This window comes from Arthrobacter sp. E3 (genome assembly GCF_017353415.1).
Taxonomy (GTDB): Bacteria; Actinomycetota; Actinomycetes; order Actinomycetales; family Micrococcaceae; genus Specibacter.
Map to the genome: position 1 here is coordinate 1 of NZ_JAFMPX010000027.1, position 14,753 is coordinate 14,753.

The 14,753-nt window shown below is 60.0% G+C and carries 12 protein-coding genes and 1 pseudogene; 11 read left to right on the top strand and 2 right to left on the bottom strand.

Translation table 11 applies throughout. The features are described 5' to 3' along the window. Nucleotides 1-220 precede the first annotated feature (220 nt). Nucleotides 221-1,024, bottom strand: a complete 804-nt coding sequence (locus tag JMA46_RS11855; protein ID WP_207345547.1) for an IclR family transcriptional regulator C-terminal domain-containing protein — start codon at nt 1,022-1,024, stop codon at nt 221-223. Nucleotides 1,025-1,146: 122 nt separating this feature from the next. Between JMA46_RS11855 and JMA46_RS11860 the strand changes: the two genes are divergently transcribed. The 4 genes and pseudogenes from JMA46_RS11860 to JMA46_RS11875 all read left to right on the top strand — a co-directional run bounded on the left by JMA46_RS11860 (nt 1,147) and on the right by JMA46_RS11875 (nt 4,571). Continuing rightward, a complete protein-coding gene (locus JMA46_RS11860; protein ID WP_207345548.1) occupies nt 1,147-2,058 on the top strand; it encodes an ABC transporter substrate-binding protein in 912 nt (303 codons plus the stop codon). Further along, nucleotides 2,055-2,939: an amino acid ABC transporter permease gene (locus tag JMA46_RS11865; RefSeq protein ID WP_207345549.1), complete on the top strand. Its 885-nt coding sequence runs from the start codon at nt 2,055-2,057 to the stop codon at nt 2,937-2,939. Before JMA46_RS11860 ends, JMA46_RS11865 begins: the two co-directional genes overlap by 4 nt. Nucleotides 2,940-2,941: 2 nt before the next feature. Next, nucleotides 2,942-3,709 (top strand): annotated as a pseudogene (locus tag JMA46_RS11870) (amino acid ABC transporter ATP-binding protein). 25 nt (nt 3,710-3,734) lie between these two features. Then, the gene (locus JMA46_RS11875; protein WP_207345550.1) at nt 3,735-4,571 is read left to right on the top strand and encodes an MBL fold metallo-hydrolase; all 837 of its coding nucleotides are present in this window, start codon (nt 3,735-3,737) and stop codon (nt 4,569-4,571) included. 533 nt (nt 4,572-5,104) lie between these two features. Here JMA46_RS11875 and JMA46_RS11880 read toward each other — a convergent pair. Continuing rightward, on the bottom strand, nt 5,105-5,923 hold the full coding sequence (locus JMA46_RS11880; RefSeq protein ID WP_207345551.1) for a DUF1684 domain-containing protein: 819 nt from the start codon (nt 5,921-5,923) through the stop codon (nt 5,105-5,107). A gap of 101 nt (nt 5,924-6,024) precedes the next feature. Here JMA46_RS11880 and JMA46_RS11885 point away from each other — a divergent pair, with 101 nt between their 5' ends. From JMA46_RS11885 to JMA46_RS11915, 7 genes are all read left to right on the top strand, one after another. Continuing rightward, nucleotides 6,025-6,576, top strand: a complete 552-nt coding sequence (locus JMA46_RS11885; protein WP_207345552.1) for an SRPBCC domain-containing protein — start codon at nt 6,025-6,027, stop codon at nt 6,574-6,576. Between the two features lie 149 nt (nt 6,577-6,725). Beyond that, a complete protein-coding gene (ppc, locus tag JMA46_RS11890; protein ID WP_207345596.1) occupies nt 6,726-9,533 on the top strand; it encodes a phosphoenolpyruvate carboxylase in 2,808 nt (935 codons plus the stop codon). Nucleotides 9,534-9,590: 57 nt separating this feature from the next. Beyond that, on the top strand, nt 9,591-9,896 hold the full coding sequence (locus JMA46_RS11895) for a hypothetical protein (RefSeq protein WP_207345554.1): 306 nt from the start codon (nt 9,591-9,593) through the stop codon (nt 9,894-9,896). Between the two features lie 264 nt (nt 9,897-10,160). After that, complete coding sequence (locus tag JMA46_RS11900) at nt 10,161-11,159, top strand: ribokinase (protein WP_207345555.1); 999 nt, start codon at nt 10,161-10,163, stop codon at nt 11,157-11,159. After that, complete coding sequence (locus tag JMA46_RS11905; RefSeq protein ID WP_207345557.1) at nt 11,159-12,199, top strand: LacI family DNA-binding transcriptional regulator; 1,041 nt, start codon at nt 11,159-11,161, stop codon at nt 12,197-12,199. Before JMA46_RS11900 ends, JMA46_RS11905 begins: the two co-directional genes overlap by 1 nt. 219 nt (nt 12,200-12,418) lie before the next feature. Further along, nucleotides 12,419-13,363 (top strand): nucleoside hydrolase, encoded by a 945-nt coding sequence (locus tag JMA46_RS11910; RefSeq protein ID WP_207345559.1) that lies wholly within the window; start codon nt 12,419-12,421, stop codon nt 13,361-13,363. A gap of 146 nt (nt 13,364-13,509) precedes the next feature. After that, the gene (locus JMA46_RS11915) at nt 13,510-14,742 is read left to right on the top strand and encodes an amidohydrolase family protein (RefSeq protein ID WP_207345561.1); all 1,233 of its coding nucleotides are present in this window, start codon (nt 13,510-13,512) and stop codon (nt 14,740-14,742) included. The last annotated feature ends 11 nt before the right edge of the window (nt 14,743-14,753 follow it).

Sequence of the window (14,753 nt, forward strand, 5' to 3'; positions counted from 1 at the left end):
GGCACTACTACTTTCCTATCATAAACTATATCGTATTTCGGGTGAGATTAAAAGGGTTTCACCAAAGAAAACACCGAGAATACGGGAAAGTTTTTTCCTCAAGCAACAGCTACGTCAGGAGGCCTGAACACCTGTCAATAAATTGAGAAAGGACTTCATTCTGACGGGTGAGAAGGCATCATGCCTGACGTCCATTTCGGGTAGACCCCAACTTGGGGGTTCAGGATACGTTCAGGGGCACCGGGCCAGCATCAGTGGTCTCCGGCTTTGCTGTTGCCCGTTTCATGGAGGCGACGGCCTCCATAAGCGGACCCTGGACCCGGGTGATGTACTCCTGGCGGGTTTCTCGGGCAGTGGGGGTCGGTGCGCTAAGAGCGGCTAGTTGTCCCTGAGGAAGCCTGAAGGCTATGGACATGGTGCGGATTCCGAGGGTGTGTTCCTCCTCGACCAGGGCATAGCCTTGGTCGGCGGCAAGCTGGATCTGTCCCAGGATGTCCTCGAGGCGTGTGAGTGTGTGGATGGTATGCCGCACAAGGTGGGTTTCTTCCAGGATTGTCCGTACTTCCTTGGCAGACAGTAATGAAAGCATGGCGCGTCCCATGGCTGTGCAGTATCCGGGCAGCTTTCGTCCGGGGACAATCTGAATGGACAGTTCGTGCTTGGATGTGATGTCTAGTACATTGACGACCTCGCTGCCTTCGAGCTGAGTTAGGGACGTGGTTTCGTTGAGCTGCTGTGTGAGTTCCATCAGGGTGGCTTGCGCCCGTAACGTTGAATCGTTTGCGCCGAAATAGGGGTTGGAGAGCTCCAGCAGTTTGGCCTGTGCAGAGAATCTGCCGTTCCGGTGAGCGAAATAGCCAAGTTGAGTCAGTGTGCTCAGGTAGCGCCGCGCCGCAGCGGGGGGCATATTCACCCGTTGGGCGACCTCCGACAGCGTCAGCGGGGATCCGTCGAATGACGAAATGACCGCCAATCCACGCTCGAAGGACTGGACATACTCATTTCGCTGATCTTCTGCACCCATTGTGCACCCCTTGGTTGTTGTCGAGTTGGTAGATCACCCCCTTGACGGGAGACCTGCGTCACGTTCATACTATTTCGAGTAGCGAATATCATTTTCGCACAACGAAAACGAAAGGTGAAGAGATGCGCCGAACTTTTTTTGCGGCCGCCACCGCACTTTCCTTGGGGCTGGCCGCGGCCGTGGCACTCAGCGGCTGCGTCGTCCTGCGCCCCGGGGTATCCGCCAACGCAACCGGTGCCGAACAAAAAGCTGCTTATACCCGGCTCGTCGAACTTCCCGCCGCGATCAAGGACAAGGGTGTCTTAGTGATCGGTTCGCAGCTGGCTTCGCCGCCGCTCATCTTTCAGGTCAACGCCTCCAACACCATAGAGGGCATCAACAAAGATATTGCCGATGAAGTGGGCAAGAGGCTTGGCGTGAAGATCGAGTGGACGCAGCTTCCCTTTGCCGGGCTGATCCCCGCAGTCCAGTCGGGAAAGGTCGACGCCGGCATGGACTTGATCGGCGACACCGAGCAGCGCCGCGCAGCAGTGGACTTCGCCAACTACATGAATCAAGCGACATCCCCACTGGTCCGCCGCGGAAACCCGCAGGGGATCCATTCCGTTGATGACCTGTGCGGGCTTTCAGTAGCCATCGTTCGCGGTGGTGCACAGCTGGAACTGGCCGAAGACACCAGCAAAAAGTGCGTTGCCGAGGACAAGAAACCGATCCAGATTGACCAGTACAGCGCCCCCGGCGATGCGCGACTTTCGGTCCAGGCCGGCCGCGATGCCGCGTTCCTGGGGAACACCCCCGTGATGCGTTACATCACGGAGCAAAAAGCCACAAAGTCCATCTTTGAAATGGGCGGTGAGACAACCTACCAACTGCAGCCCATCGGCATCATCACTGCAAAAGGCGACCCTGCGCTCCACGACTCGATCCAATCGGCACTGGACATGATGCAGACCGATGGCACCATTGCCAAGATCCTGAAGAAGTGGAACACCGAAGACCTCGCCTTGGCTGCACCAGTTAAGGAAAGCAAATGACAAACGCCGTGGATACACGACACAACACCGCGCTGGCCGGTGCACCGGATCGGGTGGCCGCAAAGCGCCACCCCTGGCGCATCGTCTTTGGCATCACCGCCACAGCCGTGGTTGTCTGGGGCGGGCTGGGCCTGTGGTTGAACCCGGCCTTGGACCACCAGACGATCTATAAGTATCTCACCGCAGACGCGATCCTCACCGGGGTAAAGAACACCATTGTCCTGGCCCTGATTTCCATGGTCATCGGCACCGCCGGCGGATTCTTGGTCGCTGTCATGCGGTTGTCCGCCAACCCAGTCCTGCGGGCCATAGGTTTCGGCTACGTGGCATTGATCCGGAGCATCCCGCTGCTGGTGTTGATCCTGTTCATGGGCAACTTGGCACTGTTCTGGTCCAAGTTGGATATTGTGAACCCGTTTAACCAGAACGAAATTTGGGTCACGTGGGACATGAACAACCTCGTCACCCCGTTCATCGCATCGATCTTGGCATTGGCCATCAACGAGGCTGCCTACATGGGCGAGGTGATCCGCTCCGGCCTGCGCTCCGTGGACCAGGGTCAACGCGAAGCAGCAACCGCATTGGGCCTGGGGCCTGCACATTCAATGTTCAAAGTGATTCTTCCCCAGGCCATGCGGGTGATTCTCCCGCCGGCCGGCAGCCAGTTCGTGACCATGATCAAGATGACCTCACTGGTTTCGGTCATCGCCGGCGGTGACTTGTTGACCGAAGCTCAGAACATTGCAGCCACCAACCTGCGAACACTCGAACTGCTGGTCATCGCCTCGGCCTGGTACCTCTTGATCACCGGAATTGCGACAGTCGGCCAATCCATCTTGGAACACCGCCTTGAGCGCGGCCAGCGAAAGGTATCGGTTTAACCATGACGCACTCAGCATTGCTGGAAATTTCTGAAGTCAACAAGTTCTACTCAAACCTTCACGTACTCAAGGGTGTCAGCCTGAAAGTGCCCGAAGGCACGGCGGCCTGCCTGCTCGGCCCCTCAGGCTCGGGCAAATCAACTTTGCTGCGCTGCATCAATCACCTCGAATCCATTGACGCCGGACGCATCACGATGTCCGGACAAACCCTCGCCTACGAAGAACGCGACGGGCAGATGCATGAGCGGCCGCGCGCCAAGATCGACAGGTAGCGCCAAGACATCGGCATGGTGTTCCAGCACTTCAACCTCTTCCCGCACTACACGGTGCTTCAAAACATCACGCTGGCCCCGACTTTGCTGAAGAAGTCGGGCAAGGCCAACGTCACCAAGCAGGCCATGGAATTGCTGGACAAGGTCGGTTTGGCCAACAAGCGCAACGCCTACCCCTCTGCGCTCTCAGGCGGGCAACAACAACGCGTTGCCATCGCCCGGGCACTAGCCATGAACCCGAAGGTCATGCTTTTCGATGAGCCGACCTCCGCGCTGGACCCCGAACTGGTGGGTGAAGTCCTGAAAGTCATGAAGGACCTGGCCCAAGGTGGCATGACGATGATCGTGGTCACCCACGAAATGGCCTTTGCGAGGGAAGTCGCCGACTCCGTGGTCGTCATGGACGCAGGAGTCATCATCGAAACCGGCTCCCCAGAGGACGTCTTTGACAACCCACAGCACGAACGTACCCGCGAATTCCTACGCCATGTGCGCTGATCCAGACAAAAGATAAGGACCAAGCATGAAAAGCCAACTCGTCTTACTGGGCACCGGCGGCGGACCCACACCGAAAGCCGAACGCAATGCAGCTTGCAACGCCATTGTGGTGGGGGATGCAACCTACATCATCGATGCCGGCAACGGAGTCGCACGGCAAATGGCCTTTGCCAAACTGCCGTTCGACTCGATCCGAGCAGTTGGAATCACCCACCACCATAGTGACCATAATGCCGATGCCGGAACGCTGCTTCATCTGGCCTGGTGCGCGAACCTACAGGGACCGGTGTCCACGTTCGGCCCGGCACCCTGGTCCAAGATCTGGGAATCCTTTCTGGCCTATTCAACCACCGATGTTCAGACCAGGATCATTGACGAAGGCAGGCCCGCGTTCGACACCATGATCACCGCGAAGGACGTGACCGAACCCGGCGTGGTATTTGAAGACGACCGTGTGCGGATCACGGCAGCTTGGGTGAACCATCCTCCGATTCCGGCCCTTGCCTACCGCGTTGACACCGAGGACCGCTCCTACGTGATCTCGGGAGACACGACACCTTGCGATTCGCTCGTTGAACTGGCCAAGGGCGCGGATGTGCTGGTCCACGAGGTCATGCACATCCCCAGTATCAATCCACTTCTACAGCGTTCCAACGGTCAACGGTTGCGCGAACACCTGATCAACTCACACACCTCCTCCACCGACGTGGGGGAGATAGCAGCACGGGCGGGAGTCGAGCAGCTGGTGCTCTCACACTTCGTGCCCGGCAGCCCTGCTGTCCCGGAGGGGACGTGGCTGGCCGATGCAAGGAAGGGCTTTGATGGGAAGATTGTGGCCGGCCAGGATCTGATGATCATCTGATGCAATAAAAGTGCAGGAGGACAGCCTTGATTCCAATGGAGAACCAAGGCCGTCTTGGCTGGTCGAGCAGATCCCTCTCGACCGGCCACCTGCCCCGCAGAACTACGGTGCTCCATCGGGCGTATCCAAGACGTGTCATGAATCTTCTCCTGTTGTTTCCCGGTGAGGACTATTTTTCCTTGATGTTGAGACTTTGCAGGGCATACAAGTCTCATGGATTCGGCAATTCACGATATGGATTGTCGGTGTGGGATTGTTGGCCCCTGGTTGTCCTAGTGGGCGATCGAACGCCAGCCTCGTGACAACGGCATCCAAAGGGACCGTGGTGGGCGAAGGCAGCACTGGCGGTGCATTCTGACAAGATTTCCCAGTAACGCAGCCAGAGCGCCAGCCTTACATCCGAGGCTACAAATCTGTCCCGGCAAGGAATCTTTCTCGCGACCATCTCACTGGAATCGTAAGCCGGACGTCGATACCAAACGATCCCAGTGCAACGCCAACCCGATATCAGCTCCACGCTTCAAGCGGGAACGCTATTTCCTCGGGTCGCGCTCGCCGGCTTCTACAACAACGGGCAGGGTGTTTCCGGCGACGGGTGCAGGGCACGTGCCAAAGTCGCTGAACGCGCTCGGGTAGTTGATGGCCCTGTTGAAATCCACCACCACCGTGCCGTCCGGGCGGGGCCTGGTCAATTCAAGCTTGCGCCAATGGGCGGTGCTGACATTGTTGCTGGCATCGGAGAAGGTAATGGTCAGCGAACCAAGGGCGCCTTCCTCGGCAGCCAGCGAATAGCTGGTTCCGTCCAGTTCAAAGGACACCTCGCCCACCAGCGTTGCAAGGCCCGGGACCTCGGGGTTGGCCGTTTTGATGATCTCGATGCGAGGCTCGGCGTACGGCACAAAATGTCCCGTCAGAACAAGCTTCGGGTTGTAGTCAAAAACCGGTACTCCCTTGAAAGAGGCAAGCATGGGAGCCTGCGAATCCCGGGTGCGGATCATGTAGCGGTTGGCGCGCATCCCCAGCTCGACGACCACCGAACCGCTGGCAACCCACATCAGGGACTGCTCATCGGCCAGCTCCACCGAGATGGCGCCCACCACCGGTTTGCCAGTCTTCACCAGCGTCAGGTGGTCCTCGGCACTCGCCGCAAGAACCGCCGTCGTGCCCTCAACACTCCACAGTCCCGGGACGCCCGCCAAGGCGGAAGACGTTGCGGGGAGCCACTGGAAGGACGTCAGGGAAAGCCAGCCGTGAGGATCGTCCAGCGAGCTGTTGCGGCCGGTGCGAAAACGTTCCCAGCGGGCGGTGAGGCGCTCGAGTTCTCCGGTGCTGATGTTCGTGCTGGTGCTCATGGTGCTCCTAGGAAACGTGGGCGGTCTGTCCACTGTAGGCACAACGGCCGCCGGCGGGCGCCTATTCCGACAGGTGCGCGCCTCGGTGAGAGAATGGGGCCATGGCAACAAACGCTCAGTTGAACAAGGACATGACCCGATTCCCGCTTGGCACGGCCACCGTGCTGGACGAAGAGCGGACGGAACTTGCGTTCACCCGCCACTACCCGGTGGCGCCGGACAAGCTGTGGGACATGCTCACCAACCCGGAAAAGACGCCGATGTGGTGGGCGAAGGTTCGCGGGCACGCCAAGACGGGCTCCTCCTTTGACTTGAAGTGGCTCAACGTCAAGGACGAAGGCCACGGCATTGAAACGGACTGGTGGTACGGGCGCGTCGTTGAAGCCGAAGAGCCGCGGCTGCTTGAATTCACCAACACCATGCACGGGCGGATCCGTATGGAGCTGGCGCTGGCGGGGGGAGGTACGGAACTGATCTTTCGCAATGTGCTCTCCGTGCCGGAGGAAGTGGTGCTGATGTCGCTGGCCGGATGGCACGTGCACTTGGATCATTTGCATGAAGCGCTGGACGGAAAAAGCGTCGACTGGCAGCACTGGTGGGATGACTTTCACCCATGCTGGCAGCAGGCGCACGCGCTGTATGAGGATGCCTGAGCACGTCATTATTTGAGACGGATTGGCACCGGCCAACCAACCCCACGTAGGATCCGAAAGGCCCTGTCCCGGGGCGCACCCGTATTCAACGTCGCATACGAGAACTCCAGAATCACAGACCGTAAGGACGATGACTCATGAGCTTGGACATGCAACCGAACCCCCAGGGCGCTGCCCATGACGCGGAACCGGACACCGATCTGCGCCGCGATGTGCGCCGCGTCAGTACCCTGTTGGGTGAATCGTTGGTGCGCCAGCACGGCCCCGAATTGCTGGCCATGGTGGAGCAGGTGCGCCTGCTGACCAAGGAATCCAAGGAAGCCGCCCGCGGGGAAACCGGCACCGGCCCGTGGAGCGCGAACGACGTCGCAGAGCAGGTCCGCGAAGTTCTCGCCTCCCTGCCGCTGGACCAGGCAACTGATTTGGTCCGCGCCTTCGCGTTCTATTTCCACCTGGCCAATGCCGCCGAGCAGGTGCACCGTGTGCGCAGCCTGCGCAGCCGCAGCGAACAGGACGGCTGGCTGGCCAAGGCCGTCGCCGAGATTGCCGAAAAGGCCGGCAAGGACGCACTGCAGGACGTTGTCAACGACCTCGACGTCCGCCCCATCTTCACCGCCCACCCCACCGAAGCCTCACGGCGCTCCGTGCTGGACAAGGTCCGCAAGCTCTCCGACATCCTTTCCACCGAGTCGGCCGAGGGCAGCACCGCCCGCGCCCGCCAGGACCGCAAGCTGGCGGAAATCATCGACCAGATGTGGCAGACCGATGAGCTCCGCAAAGTCCGCCCCACTCCCATGGACGAGGCCCGCAACGCCATCTACTACCTGCGTAACATCCTCACCGACGCCATGCCGGAGGTCCTGACCGAACTCAGCGAGCTACTTGCAGGCCACGGCGTGACCCTGCCTTCGGACGCGGCACCGCTGCGTTTTGGTTCCTGGATCGGTGGCGACCGCGACGGCAACCCCAACGTCACCTCCGACGTCACCCGTGAAGTGCTGGTGCTGCAGAATCAGCACGCCATCAAGATCGCCACGGTGCTGATCGACGAGCTGCTGAGCGTCCTCTCCAACTCCAGTTCCCTGTACGGCGCCGATGCCGCACTGACCGATTCCATCGCCGCGGACATGGCCAAGCTGCCGGGCCTTGACGCCCGCCTCCTCGAGCTGAACGCCGACGAGCCCTACCGCCTGAAGCTTGCCTGCATCAAGGCCAAGCTGGCTAACACCCAGCAGAGGGTCGCCGCCGACTCCCACCACGAGCACGGCTACGATTACGGCACCACCGCTGAGCTGCTGGATGACCTGCAGCTACTGGAAGATTCGCTGCGCAACAACTCCGCCACTTTGGTGGCCGACGGCGCCCTGGCGTCGGTGCGCCGCGCCATCGCCTCCTTCGGGCTGCACCTTGCCACCCTTGACATCCGCGAACACGCCGACTACCACCACGACGCCGTCGGCCAGCTCATTGACCGGGTGGGCGAGCTGGGCAAGCCCTACGCTGGGCTGGACCGCGCAGAGCGCATGGGCGTGCTCAGTGCCGAACTGGCCAGCCAACGTCCCCTGTCCGGCCACCCGATCAAGCTCGACGGCGCCGCCAACGGTACGTACGACGTCTTCCGTGTGGTGCGCCGCGCCTTGCGCACGTACGGCCCGGATGTCATCGAAACGTACATCATCTCCATGACGCGCGGCGCCGACGACGTGCTGGCGCCGGCCGTGCTGGCCCGCGAAGCAGGCCTGGTCCAGCTCACGGGGGAGAACCGCTACGCCAAGATCGGCTTTGCGCCGCTGCTGGAAACGGTTGATGAACTGCGCGCTTCGGCGGAAATCGTGGACCAGCTGCTCTCCGACCCGGCCTACCGCGAGCTGGTCCGCCTGCGCGGCGACGTGCAGGAAATCATGCTCGGCTACTCGGACTCCAACAAGGAATCCGGCGTGCTGACTTCGCAGTGGGAGATCCACAAAACCCAGCGCAAGCTTCGCGATGTGGCCATCAAGCACGGCGTGAACGTGCGCATGTTCCACGGCCGCGGCGGATCCGTGGGCCGCGGCGGCGGACCCACCTACGACGCCATCCTCGCCCAGCCCAACGGCGTCCTGGAAGGCGCCATCAAGTTCACCGAACAGGGCGAGGTCATCTCCGACAAATACTCCCTGCCGGAACTGGCCCGCGAAAACCTTGAACTCTCACTGGCCGCAGTCATGCAGGGCTCGGCGCTGCACCAGGCCCCGCGCCACTCCGAAGACGATCTGGGCCGCTTCGGCGACATCATGGAAATCATGTCCGACGCAGCCTTCGGCACCTACCGGACCTTGATTGACCACGAGGACCTGCCTGCCTACTTCCTGGCCTCCACCCCGGTGGAACAGCTGGGCAGCTTGAACATTGGTTCACGCCCGTCCAAGCGCCCCGATTCCGGCTCGGGGCTGGGCGGCCTGCGCGCCATCCCGTGGGTGTTCGGCTGGACGCAGTCGCGGCAGATCGTGCCCGGCTGGTTCGGCGTGGGCTCCGGCTTGAAGGCGGCTCGCGAGGCAGGCCGCGAAGCAAAGCTGAAGGAAATGCTGGAAAACTGGCACTTCTTCTCCTCCACCATTTCCAACGTGGAAATGACGATGGCCAAGACGGATATGGACATCGCCGCCCACTACGTGCGCACCCTGGTGCCGGAACCGCTGCACCACCTCTTCGCCACCATTCGTGCCGAATACGACCTCACGGTGGCCGAGCTGCAGCTGCTCACGGGCGAAACCGAGCTGCTGGACAACCAGCCGCTACTCAAGCGCTCGCTGAATGTCCGCGACCAGTACCTTGACCCGATTTCCTACCTCCAGGTTGAGTTGCTGCGCCGAGTCCGCGAAGCGGACATCACCAAGGCAGACGTGGACGAGCGGCTGCAACGGGCCATGCTGATCACCATCAACGGCGTGGCCGCCGGCCTGCGCAACACGGGATAGGCAACGCGTGAAGGTTGCCGGATCCCAGTTCCGGCAACCTTCATTTAGGCTGGGGGAATGCCTTCCTTCCGTGCCACCATCCAAATCACCGGGCTGCGTCCCGGCCACGCCCCCGAAGAAGTCATGGACATGGCCGTTTTCACCGTGGGTGCCGCCCACGTCGTGGAGGCCAACCAGCTCGATGTTGTGGCAGGCGTACCGCGAATCACGGTGCGCTTCATGGTTGAAGCCAGCGAGTACGACGCCGAGAACCAGCAGGCGCGCAACGCTGCGGCTTCCATGGCCCATGGTGTGAACACCGTGGCCGTCTCTGGCATGCTCCGCCTCTTCCGCCGGTCCGCCGGGAAGTGGCTTGTGCTCTAATGCGCACACACTCCCGCTGATCGAATCTGGTGCGGAAGTAAGGATCCCGCCAGCGACATCACAATGGCTCACCACCAATTCTGCCTGCAGGTACCGGTTCTGACAGCAACCATCCAAGGGCCTCATTGGCGCTATGACTCTTAGCAACATCCGTGTCTATGATTCCCTATCAACTAAATCTACGCGCGTAGATATGAGGCAGGACACGTCCGGACTACCGGATTTGCTGCATCGACTGGCGCAATCCGACCCAAGGAATACAGTTTGAAGTCCACTGATGACGCGATGTTGCCGACCGGCAGCGCAATCGTCTTGGGTTCGATCAACGTGGACACGTTCATTCATGTGGATTCTTTTCCGGAGCCCGGGGAAACGATTTTGGCCCGCAGCAGCGCGGCGGGTCTTGGCGGCAAAGGTGCCAACCAGGCCATGGCGGCCGCCCTATTGGGTGCGGAGGTACAGTTTCTTGCACAGATCGGTGAGGATATGGCCGGGGATTTCGCCCGGGAACAGCTGGATAGCTTTGGCGTCTCGCGGCAACTGCTGATGACATCGGACGATGATCCCACGGGTGCGGCGCACGTCACGGTAAATTCCCAAGGGGAAAATACCATCGCGGTTGTGCCCGGAGCCAACGCAAGGATCTGCATAACGGAACTCAGCCAGAAATTTTTGCAGGCCCTGGACCTGTCGCTGGCACCAATCACAGTAGGGCTTGCTCAGGGGGAGACGTCGGTCGAAGCTGTGGAGGCGTTTGCCCGGCAATGCCAAGCTCTGGGCATTCGTTTTGTCTTGAACCTCGCCCCGTTCATCGAGCTGAACAAGGAGGTGCTCGCACTAGCTGACCCTCTGATCATGAACGAAGGGGAAGCCCAGACTCTGTTGCGTAGCTTCACCGGCTGCGAGGCTCCACTCGAGGACCTGCCGTCTGCCCTCGCCGCTGCACAACTGGTGGCCGAAAAACTGGCCAAATCCGCAATCATAACTTTGGGAACGGCCGGGGCTGTTGCATCTGACGGCGCCGGCTCTTGGCATCAACCATCCCCTCTGCCTGAGCAAGTGGTTGACACCACTGGTGCAGGAGATGCCTTTGCCGGTGCTGCGGTGGCGTTGTTGTCGGGGGGTGCGTCTTTGCGTGATGCTGTGTGCGCTGGCGTAGCAGCTGGGTCCATCGCAGTCAGGCGAACCGGTACGGCGAGTTCATACCCCTGCGCAAAGCAACTTGCACTCCTGATGGCAACCGGCAAAATTTGGGCTCCTTGATGAGTAGAAGAAATTCAAGAAGTGTTACACGAGAGGATGTTGCCCGGGAAGCGGGTACTTCAGCTGCGGTTGTCAGCTATGTGGTCAACGGCGGGCCACGACCCGTGGCCGAGAGCACAAGAGCACGCGTTTTGGCAGCCATCGATCTAGTTGGCTACACACCCAACAGTATCGCCCAGGCACTCGCCTCTGGTGTCAGCGGGACCTATGGGTTGATTGTTCCGGACATCTCCAACCCGTTCTTCGCCGCTCTGGCGCACGAGTTGGCGGACGAGGTGTCCGCACACGGTAAGGTTCTTTTGCTTGGAGATTCTGCCGAAAGCAAGGAGCGTGAACAACTGTTGCTGCGCATGTTCCTTCGCCAACAGATTGATGGGGCCCTGTTCATCGGAGTGGACTCCGCGCCTGAGGTAGAAGGTGCCATCAACGCCAAAGTTCCGGTGGTTATGCTTGACCGCGCGGACCAACGCGGTGAAGTGTCGTCCGTGGCAGTTGACAACGTGGCCGGGGCCGAGGCCGCCACCAAGCACCTCATTGAACACGGTTACCAAAAAATCGGCATCATTGCCGGGCCTTCACATCTTTTCACGGCTAGAGACCGCCGTCGAGGCTGGGAAGCAGCCTTGGAAACTGCCAAACTGCAGGTCGACTTGCGCTGGTGCTTGGAGGCACCGTTTTCCCGCAGTGGGGGACTAGATGCAGGGAACCGGCTCTTTGGGGATGACGAGCTGCCTGAAGCAATTTTTGCGTCCAACGAGCAGCAAGCCCTGGGACTTCTGCTCGCCGCTGCCAGACACGGCATCCGTGTCCCACAAGAATTGGCCGTCATATCCTTTGACGGCACCGATGATTCGGAATACTCCCACCCCAGCATCTCCACGGTGGTACAGCCACTGAAAGACATTGCCCGTGCCGCCGTGGGACTTCTCAACCGCAATGTTCACGACGGCGTACTTCACACCACATGTGACTACTCGCTGAGACTGAGATCATCCTGCGGTGCACACAGCCAACAATCCACGTCAGTTCCTTATGATTAATGGCAGGCATTCCCAAGGCCCTTCTTCACGAAACTACAAGAAGAGCCCAAGGAAAATACGTGATGACTCAACGACAATTCATTGTCTTGAAGCACATTGATGTCATCTCTGGGACTAAGATGCGGGACAAGACGCTTTTCCCATGGCGAATTTCTTGCCCCGGATTACCACAACTTCAGCATGTACCAAGCCCCCAGCCTCATCAAGTAGGACACAACCATGACAACTCCGCTCATTCTTGACTGTGACACCGGCATCGACGACGCCCTTGCCATCTTGTACGGCGCTTACCACGGTGCAGACTTCAGGCTGTGCACCGTCACCCACGGCAATGTCCCGGTGGAACGCGGAACCCGCAACACCCTGACCTTGCTCGACGCCGTGGGGTTGACCGACGTCCCGGTACATCAGGGTGCCGCCCGGCCCTTCGCACAGGAACTGCACACCGCCGAGTTCGTGCACGGTGACGATGGGCTAGGCAATTCACATCTCCCTGAGTCGACCCGGCAGATTTCTGGCACACTCGCTGCTGCAGAAATAGTGGCACAAGCACGGTTGCACCCGGGTGAGCTTGTGCTGCTCGCGATTGGTCCGATGACCAATATTGGTCTGGCCCTGCTATTGGAACCGCAGCTACCCCAGCTGATTAAGCGTGTTGTGGTGATGGGTGGTGCCGTTGGCGTGGAGGGCAATATCAGCCCCACCGCTGAGGCGAACGTCTGGCACGACCCCGAGGCAGCCCAACTGGTAGTTGACGCTGAATGGGATGTTGTTTTCGTGGGCCTGGAGATCACGTTGGCCACCGTTCTTTCGTCGGAAGCGTTGGCCCGTATTGAAAACAGCACTGACAAACGAGCCAAATTCGCCTGGAAGATCATGGCGCATTACCTCGACTTCCATGAAAAGACCATGGGGGTGCGCACCTGTGTCCTGCATGATCCGCTGGCCATGGCGTTGGCATTGGATCCTGAGTTGGGCGGCTACCGGCTAGTGAATGCTTATGTGGAACTGGGCCAGGGGCCCAGCCGGGGTGCCCTTGTGGGGGACCTGCGTAAGACGCGTCCGGCGCCAACGGATGCTCGTACGAAGGGTGTCATCCGAATCGTCGAAAGCATCGATTCGGAGACGTTTCACGAAAAGTTTCTCGAGGCACTCGGCGCATAAAACAGCAAAGTCAATCCTGGTGACGTGCATGCACGACACCGCATCAGGCAAAATAAGAACATCAGAGTCATTGCACCAAGCACGTTCCACAACAGCCCACAACACTCTGTCCGGGCATCATCGCTCGGGCGCGGGACAGGAAAATCATGAGCCAGCACACACCCATGCAGCGCCTGAACGGCGTCACACTTTGGGATGGACAAACCTTCCGGGGCACCTCAACTATTAGCTGGGAAAATGACAGTATCGTTGAAATCAGCGAAGCTGACGTCGGAGTCAGCGATGGCGCTGACTCCGACGTCAGCAGTTACAGTGTCATCCCCGGACTCGTCGACACACATGTCCACTTAGGTGGATACGCCGGCGACGGCAAAGTGGACTGGATGTCGTGGCCGCTGGTCACGCCTTCGGAAGAGCGTACGCTGCACATCGCCGCCAACGCCCAAAGGGCAGCCCGCGCCGGTGTCACCACCCTGCGTGACCTGGCAGGTGACCGCCACCAGCTCGCCGTCAGCCGTGCATTCGAAGCAGGCATCATTGAGGGCCCGCGCCTGCTCGTACATGGCCAAGTCGGGATGACTGCAGGCCACGGCGACTTGTTCACACCCCCCCACTTCCCGCATCGCGACCCAGTGGCCGACAGCCCCGACGAATGTCGCAAACTGGTTCGTCAATGGGCACGCGCTGGAGCGCACGGTGTGAAGATCTATACCAGTGGTGGTGTGCTCTCCATGGGAGACAAGGTTGGCTGGCGCAACCAGACCAACGAAGAAATCAGCACCACCGTTGACGAGGCCCACGCATTGAGCATGCCGGTGGCAGCGCATACGCACTCCAGCGAAGGGGTGGACATTGCGCTGGCCCATGGAGTGGATTCCCTCGAACACGGAACAGGCATCACAAGCGAGCACTGGCCCGTGCTAGTGGAACGCAACATTCCCGTGGCGCCCACTTTGCTGATCAATGACGCAATTGCGGACGGACGCATCTTCATTTCCTCCGAAGCGCAGGAAAAAGCACAGGCTGTTGTTAAGGAACGGGACTTGAACTTTGAGGGTGCTGGTGCTGCCGGTGTCCGCTTCGTGCTGGGAACGGATGCCAATGGATCCATGGTTAAGTTCGGCGACCAGATGGAAGAGGTCCGTTTGATGGCGGAAAAATTCGAATGGACCGCTGAACGGGCTCTGGTCTCTGCCACGTCCGATGCCGCTGATGTCGTGGGCCTGAGTGACACAGTGGGCCGTCTGGAACCAGGGTTCGGCGCTGACTTCATTATCATCAATGGGCGCCCCTGGGAAGACATCTCTGACCTGCGCACTGAAAACATTGTGGCCGTCGTTTCCCGAGGCCGTGTTGTCTTTGGCAAACTGCCCCAGTAGCCTCTGCCAAT

Coding starts and splice junctions, on each gene's coding strand:
- ppc (WP_207345596.1), top strand. CDS start 6,726: ATGCAACCGAACCCCCAGGGCGCTGCCCATGACGCGGAACCGGACACC.
- JMA46_RS11875 (WP_207345550.1), top strand. CDS start 3,735: ATGAAAAGCCAACTCGTCTTACTGGGCACCGGCGGCGGACCCACACCG.
- JMA46_RS11915 (WP_207345561.1), top strand. CDS start 13,510: ATGAGCCAGCACACACCCATGCAGCGCCTGAACGGCGTCACACTTTGG.
- JMA46_RS11885 (WP_207345552.1), top strand. CDS start 6,025: ATGGCAACAAACGCTCAGTTGAACAAGGACATGACCCGATTCCCGCTT.
- JMA46_RS11855 (WP_207345547.1), bottom strand. CDS start 1,024: ATGGGTGCAGAAGATCAGCGAAATGAGTATGTCCAGTCCTTCGAGCGT.
- JMA46_RS11880 (WP_207345551.1), bottom strand. CDS start 5,923: ATGAGCACCAGCACGAACATCAGCACCGGAGAACTCGAGCGCCTCACC.
- JMA46_RS11905 (WP_207345557.1), top strand. CDS start 11,159: ATGAGTAGAAGAAATTCAAGAAGTGTTACACGAGAGGATGTTGCCCGG.
- JMA46_RS11865 (WP_207345549.1), top strand. CDS start 2,055: ATGACAAACGCCGTGGATACACGACACAACACCGCGCTGGCCGGTGCA.
- JMA46_RS11910 (WP_207345559.1), top strand. CDS start 12,419: ATGACAACTCCGCTCATTCTTGACTGTGACACCGGCATCGACGACGCC.
- JMA46_RS11860 (WP_207345548.1), top strand. CDS start 1,147: ATGCGCCGAACTTTTTTTGCGGCCGCCACCGCACTTTCCTTGGGGCTG.
- JMA46_RS11895 (WP_207345554.1), top strand. CDS start 9,591: ATGCCTTCCTTCCGTGCCACCATCCAAATCACCGGGCTGCGTCCCGGC.